This window comes from Nocardia sp. CDC153 (assembly GCF_035818515.1).
GTDB lineage: Bacteria > Actinomycetota > Actinomycetes > Mycobacteriales > Mycobacteriaceae > Nocardia.
Genome location: NZ_JAYKYU010000002.1, coordinates 644,819 through 656,669, shown reverse-complemented (window position 1 = coordinate 656,669; position 11,851 = coordinate 644,819). Strand labels below are relative to the sequence as shown.

Genomic DNA, 11,851 nt, shown 5'->3' with positions numbered 1-11,851 from the left:
CGCGGCGCGGACCGAATGGCGGCGGGAGGTCGGCGGCACGGGGAGACTGGTGCCGTGGAGGATGCCGAGCGGTTGATCGTGGTGGATGCCGCCAATGTGGTCGGGTCGCGGCCCGACGGGTGGTGGCGGGATCGGGCCGGGGCGGCGCGGCGACTGCTGGCGCAGTTGGCGGTGCTGCGGGATCGACTGCCCGAGACGGTGGTCGTGGTGCTGGAAGGGGCGGCCAAGGCGGCGGCCGACGGTGATCACGAGGGGTTGCGGGTGGTGCTCGCGGACGGGTCCGGGGATGACGCGATCGTGGACGTGGTGGCGGCGGGGGTCGAGCGGGGCGCGGTCACGGTGGTGACGGCCGATCGCGGATTGCGTTCGCGCGTGGAGGCATTGGGGGCGACGACGGTCGGGCCGAGCTGGCTGTGGAACGAGCTGACCTAGTCGGCGCATCCGTGCGGGGCCCGGGAATCTACCCCGACCGGACCCTGAGCGCGCATCCCCCGTCGGTGGGATTTGGGCGCGGCGGTTTTTCGGTAGGTTCGGAATCGTGCAGCCGCCTTTGACCGTTCGCCTGCGCGGCGCATGCCTGGTGGTGGGCGTGCTCTGCGCGACACTGCTGGTAATGGCCGCTCCCGATGCGCGTGCCGACGGGGCGGTGAGTGGGGGTGATCTGACGGTGGCGCAGTCGCTGGGGGCCCGCGAGCTCACGGTGATCGTGCGGCGGTCCGAGCCGGGGCCGGTGCGGGTCGATGTGGTGACGCATGCCGGGACCGCGCCGGGGACCTTGACGCTGACCGCGACGCCGGTCGATCAGGGCGGTGAGAACTCCTCGGGCACCGTGGAACTCGGGGCCGCGCCCGGACCGCATTCGGCGACTTTGCGGGTCGATCACGCCGGACCCTGGGAATTGAGCGTCTCCGACGGTGAGCGGACCGCGCGGATTCCGTTCCTGGTCGCCGCGCGAGTGGTCACGCCGTGGGAGCGCGCGGCCTATGGTGGATTCAGTGTGGCGGGGGTGCTGCTGCTCGTGGCGTTGGGCACCGCGGTGATCTCCAAACGCGGATGGCCGACCTTGATTCCGGTGGGGGCGTTGATCGTGGCATTGAGCGTCGGTGCGACGGGGGCCGTGCTCTCCGGCCGTGCGCCGCAGCCGCGTCCGGCGGGGAGTCTGCTCGATCCGACGTCGGGGAATATCGGGAATCCGTATCCGGAACGGGATTTGCCGATGACCACGAACTACTCGCGGCCACCGGTGAACCTGACGGTCGGGGCGGTGCGGGGCGGGCAGGGCACGGAAGTGCGGCTGTCGCTGACCGATTCGGCGACCGGGCGGCCGGTGGACGATCTGCTGGTCACCGATGACGCGCTGGTGCACCTGATGGTCGTCGGGCCGGACGGGCGGTTCTGGCATCGGCATCCGATCCGGGTCGCGCCGGGCGAGTATCGGGTGGAGTTGGGGCTCGGGGAATCCGGGGACTACGCGGTCGCGGCGGAGATCGCGCGACGGGGCGGCGGCGTGCAGCTGCTGCGGTCGGCGCTGCGCGTCGGGGCCGAGTCGGTGGCCGGTGGGCCGGAACCCGCGCCCGCGAGCCCGGCGACGCTGACGACGACGGCGGCCCTCGCGGGTGAACCGACCACGCTCACAGCGGCTTTCGGCGGTTCCGCCGATCTGCAACCGTGGTTGGGGATGCTCGGCCATCTCATTGCCGTCGGCCCGCTGCCCGACGGCGTGCCGACCGGGACCGCCGCCGCGACCGTTCCCGTCTGGGCGCACGCGCACGCCATGCTGCCGCTGCCCGCGCTCGGTGCGCAGCCGCCCGACGAGACCGTCGCGGCCTACGGCCCGACTGTGGCCTTCACTTTCACCTTTCCACAGCCCGGCCGCTATCTGGTCTGGGCCCAAGCCGAACGGGGGTACTCCGTCATGACCGTCCCCGCCACCGTCGATGTGCGTGCGGGAGGCCCGCGATGACCGCGCGCCGGTGGTCGATCGTGGCCGCCGTGGTGGTGATCGCGATCCTGGTCGCCTGGTGGCTCTGGCCGTCCGGCGGCTCGAAACCGGTGTCGCGCAGCACCGCCGGGCCCTACCTGGTGCGGCTGAAGATCGACTCGCCGCGCACCGGCGACAACACGGTCGACCTCGACATCACCGACCAGCACGGCGATACCGCGACCCCGGACCGGGTCTCGGTGGAGCCCGCCATGCCGCAGATGGGTCACGCGCTGCCACCGAGCACCGCCACCGCCGTGGCCCCGGGGCACTATCGCGCGACCGTCGACCTGCCCATGCCCGGGCAGTGGGAGATCGCCGTGAAGCTTTCCGGCGCACCGGGATCCGGCAGCGCCACCTTCTCCGTCCAGGCCAACTGAAGCAGGAGCAGCACATGGACCTGACCGCCGCCGGGCGCGGCCTCGCCTCCGATACCACCGAGCGCGCAGCGCTGGCCACCGCGCCCATCACCGTCCGACCCTGGTTACCCGCGGCCATTCTGTTCGTGGCCAGCCTGACCTTCACCATCGGCTCGACCTGGGACATCCAGTGGCATTCCGATGTCGGGCCCGACACCTTCTTCACCCTGCCGCACCTGTTCATCTACGCCAGCGCGGCGACGGCCGGATTCACCGGGCTCACCGTCATTCTCATCACCTCCGCGGCGGGACGCGCCGGGCGACGGGTGGACGGGGAACTCGGCGGGCCCGGAATCCACGTGTTCGGGCGCACCTTCACCGCGCCGCTCGGGTACATGGTCGCGGCCTTGGGCGCGGCGTCGTTCCTGCTGTACGGGCTGTGGGATCTGTGGTGGCACAGCCTCTACGGGTTCGACGCGATCATCGACTCGCCGCCGCACATCGGATTGTTCCTGTCCAGCACCGTGATCTCGGTGGGGACCGTGATCGTGTTCGCGGCCGCGCGCGCCCACACCTGGGGGCGGCTGGGCGCGCTGTTCGCGCTGGCGCACCTGGTCACCAACAGCACGGTGACCGCGCTCGCGGTGCAGCGGTTGAGCAATGGGACCGTGCGCTGGACGGTGGCGGTCACCGCGTTCATGGTGATTCTCATGCTGATCGCGGGGGCCGGGTTCAGCCGGTGGGGTGCGACCGTGACCGCCGTGTTCGGGTCGGCGACGCAGGCCGTGTTCTGGTGGTTCGCGCCGTGGGCGGCGCGGGCGTACGCGGATTTCGTGGGATTGCCCATGCGGGAACACATTCGAGGGATTCCATCGACGCCCGCGTTGATTCCGTTCGTGCTGATTCCGGTCGGCGTCGTGGTGGATCTGCTGCTGCGGCGCGGTGCGAGCGGTTCGGGCCGCATCGCCCGCCTGCTGCCCGCGCTCGCGGGTGCGGTCGGCGGCGCGATCATCGCCGCCACCAGCCCGGTGCAGAGCGTGCTCATCTACGAGGCCCGCTTCCATCTGTCGGCCTTGGGCCACGGACATTTCGGGCTCGCCTCGGTCATCATCGCCACCACCGTCGCCGGAGCGGCGCTCGGTGCGCTCGGCGGATTCCTGGGCTGGCGCTTCGGCGAGATGCTCCGGCTCTCCGCCCCGAGCCGGGAGGCCATCGCGTGATGAAGCGACTATTCGCCGCTGTCGCAACGATTCTCGCGGTCTTCGCGCTGTCGATGACCGCCGCCGGCACAGCCTCGGCCTATGAGCCGGTCAATATCGTGCACACCGAACACGTGCAGGCGGGGCCGTACTCGCTGACCATCGGGTTCAGTCAATGGCCTTTGCGCGCCATGCAATCGCTGGATTTCACCTTCATCCCCGACGGTGGCATCGAGGACAAGTCCGGCACCCTCACCGAGGTCCAGCCCAACGGCAAGACCCGGCGCGTCGAACCCCTGTCCCGCCATCCCCGCAAGCGCGAGGACTGGGGCTTGGACGTCCGGTCCCTGGATGTCCAGGGCGCGTGGACGTTTCGTTTCGCCATCGACGGGCCGCAGGGGCACGGTGTCGGCGAACTCACCAATCTGACCGTGCTCCAGCAGCCCGGCCCGCCCCTGGGCCTGAGCTGGGCGGTCAGCTCCATTCCCTTGATCGGCCTGATCGTCTTCCTGGCCTACGCCTGGCGGCGCACCCGCCGAGCCACGCCCGCGCTGCAGCCCGCCTGAATCGAATCCTGGCGAATGCGGACCACGATCAGATTCAGCCCTGGACCAGCCGTCGAATCGCGCCTTCGATCCCAGCGGGGTCGGTGAGGTCGGCGAGAACGATGTCGGCCACCGCGAGGTCGGCGGCGTCGGTGCCGCCTGCCGCGATCGCGATTATGTGTGCGCCGCCCTCGCGGGCTGTCTCGATATCGCCGACGCTGTCACCGATGAGCACGGTGTTTTGCTGGTCGAACATGCCGCCGCGGTTCGCTGCGCGCGCCTGCGCGATCGCGACGAGCGCGGGTCGGTATCCGTCGTCGTCGCCGTACGCGGCGGTCTCGAGGTCCAGGTATTTGGTCAAGTCGAAGGTTTCCAGCTTGGTTCGGGTGACTCTCCGGGTATTGCCGGTAAGAACGGATTGTCGTATTCCGGTGGCGGTGGCGAGGTGGTTGAGCGCTTGCTCGGCCCCGGGCATGACTCGGCCTTGCTCGCGTAGCCTTTCCTGGAGCTTGACGTATGCCGCAGCGAGGGCACCCGCGAACACTGGAAAGGGTGGCGGGTAGCTGATTTCGTGCAGTGCTGTTGTGGCGGCGTAGATATCGGGCTCAGTGCGGCCGGTGATATGCGGCATTGCCTCGAGGGCTCGGCCGGTGACCTGTTCGAATGCGATGGCGAACGCGGCACGGCCGACGCCACGGGTTTCGATGAGGGTGTGGTCGACATCCCACAGCACAAGGATTTCGCCAGTGCCGTTCCGCGCGAATGGCATGCGTTCGGTCACCTCCGGTCTTACCGTTGCCTGTATGGCCAGAGCGCCACGGTCCAATGACCATATCGGCGTGCGGGTCCGCAGGGAACGTGAGCGGTCCGGGAAGTCGCAAGCTGTCGTCGCGGGGCTCGCGGGGATTAGCGAGGACTACCTCGGACAGATCGAGCGCGGCCGGAAAACCCCAAGTACCAGCGTGGTTCAAGCGCTCGCCGACGCGCTGCACGTGTCTGCGGGCGCGCTCCTCGGCGACGTCTCGACGAATACGGCTCATAGTCCAACCCTCGGCGGTGACCGGCTGGCTCTCGCGCTGCTCTCGGGCCGGTCATCGCTACAGCGAGTTGCTTCCCACCTTGCCCGAATTGATTCGGGACACCGAAGCGACGTTGCGGAGGCGCCCTCACGGCCCCGACCGTCGCCGAGCCGCCGGGGTTGCCAGTGACCTTTACGGCCTCCTGCGAACGGTGACACGGCGGGTCGGCCGCTCGGACTTGTCCTATCTCGTCGCCGACCGCGGCGTTCGCGCAGCCGAGGACTCCGACGACCCGATCAGGATTGCCGCGGCCCGATGGAATCTCGGCCACACGCTGTTGATCTCCAACGAGCACGAGGCAGCGATTGAGCTGACCGCGTACGCCGCGGCGACAGTTCTCGTCGAGGCAGGTGCGACACCGGCTGCCGTTGCTCTAACCGGTGCGTTGGAGCTGGTGGCAGCTATGGCCGAAGCGCGGGCGGGCCGACTGTGGGACGCACGCGAACGGCTCAACCGGGTGCAGCCGGTCGCGGTGCGGGCCAGGGGCGTTGGCAATGTTGGCCACACGATGTTCGGTACGTTGAATGTGGGCCTTCACGCAATCGCGGTCGAGCTTCAGGCTGGCGACGCGATCGAGGCACTACGAATCGCAGAGCAGCTCGACACCTCCGAATGTCCCTCGATCGAAAGGCGCTTTACGTTCGCGCTCGACTTGGCTCGAGCCTACGAATTGCGCAGGCAAGAAACCGGGACGCTGCTGCACCTACTCGACGCCGAGCAGACCGCTCCCGAGGACATGCAATACAACCCGGCCGCACACGACATGGTTCGACGCCTCGTACTTGGAACCTGCTCGCCATCCAGGTCGCAGGCAATGCGTCTCGCCGACCGAATCGGTATCCCGGTCTAACCCGGTCCGCCAGTCGGCCCGGTCTGAGAGACCGGGTCACCGGCATCTGTCGGGCCTATGTTTCGGTCTGCCCGGTCCTGGCATCGGGTGCGCGCCAATCCTCGGATAGGAAACCGGGACATGGAAATTCTTCTGATTATCGTTGCGGCCCTGCGCATCTTCGAGCGGGGGTGGTGACTATGGGTCTGTTGCCATCTGCGATCGGTTACCTGCGGCAAGATGTGTCCGAGAACCCGGCCCAGGTCGCGATCGACCGTCTGGGCGTCGACGCCGTAATCGTTCCCAGCACTGAGCATTTCGACGATCATGTCATTCCCGCGGAACTGCTTGCTGTGGCGACCGTGATCACTGTGTCACCCGGCAGCACCACTGCCCGGACCCCGCAGTCGACCTGAGGCCGTGCGGTGTCCATCGAAGGAGTACTGGCCCTCCTGAATGACGAGCGGCCCGCCGCCTGGCTGCAATACGCGGATGGCTCGTGGGCACCGGTCGCCGAAGACGGATGGGTCGGGCCGCCGATCACAGCCGAAGACCTACTCGCGGTCGCGCAGCAGGGTTCCGGACTCCGCCGTTTGTCGAGTCGTGCCTTCGACCTGTCCCAGGAATCGCAGGATCTGCTGACGTCGATGGCCGAGAGACTGCGGGAAAGTGAAGGATTGCCCGAGATTCCGCCGGACGATGTGGACGAGGGTCAGTGAGGTTCATGGCTCGACGGCCGAGCACCGTATGGAGAACTCCCTGATCTTGATGTGGGTCAGGGTGCCGTGGTGAGGGTGAGTTCGGCGAGGGCGTAGGTGAGCCAGGAGGAGCGGAGGCGGTAGGTCTCGCGTGGGGCGAGGGGGCTCAGGTGTGGGTATTTCTGGAGGACTGCGCGGACCGCGTGGATGGTTTGCATTTCGGCCAGGGCCGCGCCCAGACAGTAGTGGCGGCCGTGGCCGAAGGTCAGGTGGGGGCGGGAGTGGGCGGCGGGGTCGGTGTGGGCCGAGCGGATGGAGGCGAAGACGGTGTGGCCCTGGGGGATTCGGACGCCATTGATGTCCAGGTCGGTGCGGGGGAAGCGGCGGATGGCGTAGTTCATGGGGGAGCAGGTGCGGATGAGGGAGCGGATCAGGGTGTCGAATTCCGCTGGGCGGTCCAGTAATTCGCGGGCCTGGGATTGGTGGTGGCGGACCAGCTCGTCGAGGACGAGGGAGGTGAGGGCGATGGTGTTCTCGAAGCCGCCGACAATGGTCACAAAGGCCAGGCTCATGAGCTCGTCCTCGGTGAGGCGGTCGTCGCCGTCGGTGGCGGCGATCCACGCCGAGAGCAGATCCTGACCGGGCTGCTCACGCTTGGCGGCGATCGCCGCGGCGATCAACCCGAGCAGCGTCCGCATCGAATTCCGCAGGGCCTCGGGCTCATGCGACTCGTCGGCGCGCAGCAGGGGAGCGGACGCGGCGCGGAAGGCGGGCAGCTGGTCGGGGGACAGGCCCAGCAGTGTACCGGTGACCCGCACCGGCAGCGGCTCGCACAGGCCGTCCATGAGATCGATCTCGCCCGTCGCGGGCAGCTGGGCCACGAGGTCGGTCACGATATCGACCACGACCTTCTCCTGCGCCGAATGCCGCGGCAGCGCAAAGGCTTCCGCCGCCAGCCGGCGAATGCGACGGTGATCCTCGCCGTCCATGTTCAGCAGGTTGGCATCCAAGGCGGGCGGCAGACTGTTCCCCCGATACCCCATGGTGCTGTCCGCCTTCGCCGCCGACACATTCGGGTCGGCCAGGAATCGCCGCACGGTGTCGTATCCGGTGATCACCCACACCGGCGACCCGTCGGGCAACTCGGCTCGATGCACCCCCGTCCCGGTGGTGCGCAACCGCTCGTGCAACGCGTCGACATCGTGGATTCCCGTAGTGAACGGACAGCGATCTGCCATACGTGAAGTCTGCCAAAGAAATTACGCGCCGGTCTCGCCCGCATTCTCGCGGGCACTGCGGGTGAGCGCGGTGAGCGCCGCGAGATGATCGCGATAGGCCAGCCGCCCCTCCTCGGTCAGCCCGAGCCAGGTCTTCGGCCTCCGCCCCAGATATCCCTTGCGCACCGACAGATATCCGGCGTCCTCGAGCACGGTCATCGCCTTCGACAGCGTCGACTTGTTCAACTCGCACAACTCGGTGATCGTCCCGAATTCCGCTTCGTGGCAGCCCTCCAGGAACGCCACCAGCTTCAGCCGCGGCAGCGAGGCGAACAGCTCGTTCAGTACGGCCATTTGCCAGCCCGCTGCCGCGCGAACCCGATCCACATGATCCCGCCGAAGACAACGGCGACCACCACGTGCACCCAACCGGTCCCGAGGTCGGACATAAAGGTGACGACAACCGGGGGCACCCCGTACAGCAGGATCCGCTTCCAGTCCTCCGTGGGTTGCTCCGCCAGGTACCGCGGCACGATCCCTCTTCTGCGCTGAATCGCCCACAGACAGCACATGATCAAGAGGAATGCCACGCCCACCCCGATACCCGCGAGCCAGATCCGGTCGTCATCCCGGTCCCTGCCCACTCCGAGCAGGATGATCATGCCCGCCCCCATGATCCCCGCCAGCGGCGGCTGCCATACCGGCAACGGGTGCGCGGTCCGGGCCTTGTGGGTGGTGGCGGAGACGATATCGAGCGCTTCTTGCGGTGTCGGTCTGTCGGTCACGAATCCGACCATACAGAAACAGGTTTCCAATTGGAAACCTGTTTCTGTGGTGGTGATAGTCACCCGACGAGGGCCGCCGCGCGGGTGACGGTATTGCGAAATGCGATGCCGGGCCGGGTCTTCGGAATCATGAGGCGCAGATTCGGACCGAGCTTCTGCTTGCGGGTGACCAGGGGGCGGTGGGCATCGTGGTAGCGGGCGAAGGCGGTGGTGTGCTCGCCGTCCGCATCGACCAGGCTGGTGGCCATTCGATACGCGCTGACCAGCGCCAGTTCCGCGCCCGCGCCGGAGACCGGGGAGGCGCAGTGCGCCGCGTCGCCGATGAGCGCGATGCGGCCGGTGCTCCAGTCGCGCATGCGAACCTGGGCCAGCGAGTCGAAGTAGAGGTCCGGGTCGGCGAGCGCGGCATCGAGCAGGGGCCGCACGTTCCAGGCGGTGCTGTCGGCGAACCGGTCGCTCAGCAGCGTCCGCGCGGTGGCGGGATCGCGCAGGTCGACGGGGAGCCGTGGACTGCGGAACATGAAGTAGGACTTGGCATCCGGGTGATTACCCGAGCGGTAGATGCCGGTCAGGGTGCCGGGGGTGTTGTGGATGGTGACCCAGCGGTCGGGGCCCAGCGCCGGATCGGCATTGCCGAAGGCGAAGTAGTGGTCCATGTGCCGAGTCAGCGCCTCCTCGGGACCGAAGGCCAGGCGACGGACCTGGGAGTGCAGCCCGTCGGCTCCGATGACCAGGTCGAAGCGCTCGGCGGGGGCGTGCTCGAAGGTGACCGTGACGCCGTGCGCGTCCTGCTCGAGTGCGCGAATGGAGTCGCCGAACCGGTACTCGACCTGATCGGCGGTGTGGTCGTGCAGGATGCCGACGAGATCGCCGCGCATGATCTCCACCTCGCGAGAGGCATTGCGCTCCCTGGCCTTGCGCATGTCCACGCCCGCGGTCTGGTTTCCGGCCGCGTCGACGAAACGCATGCCGATCACGTCGGTGGCCGCGGCGCGGACCCGCGGCATGATGCCCATGCCCTCGGCGACCTCGATGGCGGTGTCGCGAATGTCGACGCCCTGGCCGCCCTTGCGCAGCGTGTCCGCGCGCTCCACCACGGTGGGCCGGAAGCCATTGCGCGCCAGCCAATACGCCGCGGTGATGCCCGCGATGCCCGCGCCGGAGATGAGGATTCGTTCGTTCTTCATTATCGGATTCCTGTCTCAAAAATACTGACCGTTGGTCGGTGATTTGACGATAAGCCCCTGACCGTTGGTCAGTCAAGGGGTAGGATCGGAACCGTGACCGATGATTCGCGCGCCCGCATCCTGACCGCCTCGCTCGAGCTGTTCGCCCAGCGCGGCGCGCACGCGGTGTCGGTGCGCGAGATAGCCGACCGGGTCGGGCTGACGAAAACCGCGGTGCTCTACCACTTTCCGAGCAAGTCGGAGATCCTGGCCGCACTCGTGCAGCCGCTGCTGATGGAGAGCGAGGCGGTCCTCGAGGCCGCGGCCGCGATCGAGGACCCGCGGGTCAGGTGTTGGGCGGTGATCGAGGGGCTGCTGGATGTGTGGCTCTCGCACCGGCAATTGCTGCGCATCCACCTGCGCGATCAGGCCCTGTCGGAGGACGCCGAGACCTTTGCTCGGCTGCGCGATCTCGCCCTCGCGGTGCAGGAACTCATCACCGGCCCGAATCCGGCACTGGCCGACCGGGTCCGGGCCGCCCAGCTCTACGCCGCCCTCAGCGACCCGGTCGTCTGGTTCGCCGAGGAGCCCGCCGACCAGCTGCGCGCCGCCATCCTGGACGGGGCGCGCCGACTGCTGGGCACGCCACCGCCCTCGCGCGGCGCGCTACCCGCCCGCCCGGTGTCGGCGACCGCGACCCCGAGCCCGACCCGGCGCGGCCGACCCGGAGCCATGACCGAGGACATGATCAGTTCCGCCCGCCGCCTGCGTGATTCCGGTGACCACAGCATCGACGAGATCGCCGCGCGATTCGGCGTCTCACGGGCCACCCTCTACCGCCACCTCGCGACCGAGTCTCATTAATGCGGGAAATTGTGAGAATGCGAACCCGGCGGTCCTCACCCTGTCCGGAATCTCTTCCGCGCGACCGGCATACTGTTGGGCATGCGGCTAGGGCGATCGAGGTGGGGTCGGGCTCGGGTCGTCCGGATGGGGACCCTGTGCGCGGTGGCATTGCCGCTGGTGCTGGGCGGATGTGGGCGTGGGCCGGTGGGGTCGGCGGCACCCGGCACCTCGACTTCCGCGGTGAGCGCGCCCGCGCGCAACGCTCCCGCGAGTGGCGAGTACCTCCTCGAGTCCAGTGACAAGTACTACGCGGATCTGCGAGCCACGCTGCCGACCGTCACCGATGCGCGGGTGCGGGCGAATCTCGAACGGCTGCTGCGGACTCCGGTCGCCGAATGGCTGGCCCGGGATCTGGACGTGACGGTGGGGACGATCCGCCAGGACATCGCGCGGGCGCATACGACCGAGTCGATTCCGATGTTCGTCGCCTACGGGATTCCCGGCCGGGATCTGCACGGCGAGTCCGGTGGGGGACAGGCGGGCGCGGACGCGTACAAGCAGTGGATTCAGGGGGTGAGCGACACGATCGGAACCAATTCGGCCATCGTGATCCTCGAGCCCGACGCGCTCCCGCACGCCACCGAGATGAACGACGCCGACCGGGCGACGCGGCTCGCGCTGCTGGGCTTCGCCTACGGGCAACTGCTGCAACACAATCCGGCCACCGCCGTCTACGTCGATGTCGGCAACAGCACCTGGGTCGACCCGGGCCGGGTCGCGGACCTCCTGCGCGCCATCAGCCCGAACCAGCCCGTGGCCGGAATCTCGCTCAATGTGGCCAACCGGCGTCCCGAGGCCGAAATCCGCTCCTACGCCGCCCGGATCGAGCAGGCCTACGGCCACCAGCTGTACGTCATGATCGACAGCTCGGTCAATGGCGCGCCGAACACCGCCGCCCTGGTCGACTGGTGTAATCCGCACGGCCAGAAGGTCGGAACGCTGCCCAGCACCCGCTTCGACCGCGACGCCCTGGTCGAGCACGCCTTCATCAAGACCCCCGGCCAGTCCGACGGCCGCTGCGGCACCAGCGATCAGCCCGCGGGCGAGTTCGACCGACAGCTGCTGCTCGATCAGCTGTCCTAGCACC

At 68.4% G+C, this 11,851-nt stretch carries 15 protein-coding genes and 1 pseudogene; 11 read left to right on the top strand and 5 right to left on the bottom strand.

Going from position 1 to position 11,851, the window contains the following annotated elements; translation table 11 throughout:
* The first annotated feature begins 15 nt into the window (after positions 1-15).
* The 5 genes from VMT65_RS11365 to VMT65_RS11345 all read left to right on the top strand — a co-directional run bounded on the left by VMT65_RS11365 (position 16) and on the right by VMT65_RS11345 (position 4,105).
* Entirely contained in the window at positions 16-432 is a 417-nt protein-coding gene (locus tag VMT65_RS11365; RefSeq protein WP_442790215.1) for a hypothetical protein, read from the top strand.
* Between the two features lie 106 nt (positions 433-538).
* Complete coding sequence (locus VMT65_RS11360) at positions 539-1,963, top strand: hypothetical protein (protein ID WP_326308058.1); 1,425 nt, start codon at positions 539-541, stop codon at positions 1,961-1,963.
* Positions 1,960-2,361 (top strand): FixH family protein, encoded by a 402-nt coding sequence (locus VMT65_RS11355; protein ID WP_326308057.1) that lies wholly within the window; start codon positions 1,960-1,962, stop codon positions 2,359-2,361. Before VMT65_RS11360 ends, VMT65_RS11355 begins: the two co-directional genes overlap by 4 nt.
* 14 nt (positions 2,362-2,375) lie before the next feature.
* Positions 2,376-3,560 (top strand): hypothetical protein, encoded by a 1,185-nt coding sequence (locus VMT65_RS11350; RefSeq protein ID WP_326308056.1) that lies wholly within the window; start codon positions 2,376-2,378, stop codon positions 3,558-3,560.
* Entirely contained in the window at positions 3,560-4,105 is a 546-nt protein-coding gene (locus VMT65_RS11345; protein ID WP_326308055.1) for a hypothetical protein, read from the top strand. Before VMT65_RS11350 ends, VMT65_RS11345 begins: the two co-directional genes overlap by 1 nt.
* A 34-nt stretch (positions 4,106-4,139) precedes the next feature.
* Here the strand turns inward: VMT65_RS11345 and VMT65_RS11340 are convergent, their stop codons facing one another.
* Positions 4,140-4,853, bottom strand: coding sequence for an HAD family hydrolase (locus VMT65_RS11340; RefSeq protein WP_326308054.1), 714 nt, complete (start codon positions 4,851-4,853; stop codon positions 4,140-4,142).
* Here VMT65_RS11340 and VMT65_RS11335 point away from each other — a divergent pair.
* The 4 genes and pseudogenes from VMT65_RS11335 to VMT65_RS38405 all read left to right on the top strand — a co-directional run.
* The gene (locus VMT65_RS11335) at positions 4,753-5,292 is read left to right on the top strand and encodes a helix-turn-helix domain-containing protein (protein WP_326308053.1); all 540 of its coding nucleotides are present in this window, start codon (positions 4,753-4,755) and stop codon (positions 5,290-5,292) included. The genes VMT65_RS11340 and VMT65_RS11335 overlap by 101 nt on opposite strands.
* Before the next feature lie 22 nt (positions 5,293-5,314).
* Positions 5,315-6,013 carry a hypothetical protein gene (locus VMT65_RS11330; protein WP_326308051.1) on the top strand — a complete coding sequence of 233 codons (699 nt, stop codon included), beginning with the start codon at positions 5,315-5,317 and terminating at the stop codon, positions 6,011-6,013.
* Between the two features lie 179 nt (positions 6,014-6,192).
* Positions 6,193-6,408, top strand: a complete 216-nt coding sequence (locus VMT65_RS11325) for a hypothetical protein (protein WP_326308050.1) — start codon at positions 6,193-6,195, stop codon at positions 6,406-6,408.
* Positions 6,409-6,543: 135 nt separating this feature from the next.
* A pseudogene (locus VMT65_RS38405) lies at positions 6,544-6,711 on the top strand (transcriptional regulator); the annotation flags it as partial.
* A 56-nt stretch (positions 6,712-6,767) separates the two neighbouring features.
* On the opposite strand, the gene VMT65_RS11315 reads toward VMT65_RS38405, so the two are convergent.
* The 4 genes from VMT65_RS11315 to VMT65_RS11300 are packed head-to-tail and all read right to left on the bottom strand — an operon-like array spanning position 6,768 to position 9,879.
* Complete coding sequence (locus VMT65_RS11315; RefSeq protein WP_326308049.1) at positions 6,768-7,928, bottom strand: cytochrome P450; 1,161 nt, start codon at positions 7,926-7,928, stop codon at positions 6,768-6,770.
* Between the two features lie 21 nt (positions 7,929-7,949).
* A complete protein-coding gene (locus VMT65_RS11310) occupies positions 7,950-8,261 on the bottom strand; it encodes a transcriptional regulator (RefSeq protein WP_326308048.1) in 312 nt (103 codons plus the stop codon).
* Positions 8,249-8,692 (bottom strand): hypothetical protein, encoded by a 444-nt coding sequence (locus tag VMT65_RS11305; RefSeq protein WP_326308047.1) that lies wholly within the window; start codon positions 8,690-8,692, stop codon positions 8,249-8,251. Before VMT65_RS11305 ends, VMT65_RS11310 begins: the two co-directional genes overlap by 13 nt.
* Positions 8,693-8,751: 59 nt before the next feature.
* On the bottom strand, positions 8,752-9,879 hold the full coding sequence (locus VMT65_RS11300; protein ID WP_326308046.1) for an FAD-dependent monooxygenase: 1,128 nt from the start codon (positions 9,877-9,879) through the stop codon (positions 8,752-8,754).
* 93 nt (positions 9,880-9,972) lie between these two features.
* Here VMT65_RS11300 and VMT65_RS11295 point away from each other — a divergent pair, with 93 nt between their 5' ends.
* Both VMT65_RS11295 and VMT65_RS11290 read left to right on the top strand, forming a co-directional pair.
* Positions 9,973-10,722: a TetR family transcriptional regulator gene (locus VMT65_RS11295; RefSeq protein ID WP_326308045.1), complete on the top strand. Its 750-nt coding sequence runs from the start codon at positions 9,973-9,975 to the stop codon at positions 10,720-10,722.
* Positions 10,723-10,866: 144 nt separating this feature from the next.
* The gene (locus tag VMT65_RS11290; RefSeq protein ID WP_326308044.1) at positions 10,867-11,847 is read left to right on the top strand and encodes a glycoside hydrolase family 6 protein; all 981 of its coding nucleotides are present in this window, start codon (positions 10,867-10,869) and stop codon (positions 11,845-11,847) included.
* Positions 11,848-11,851 lie beyond the last annotated feature (4 nt).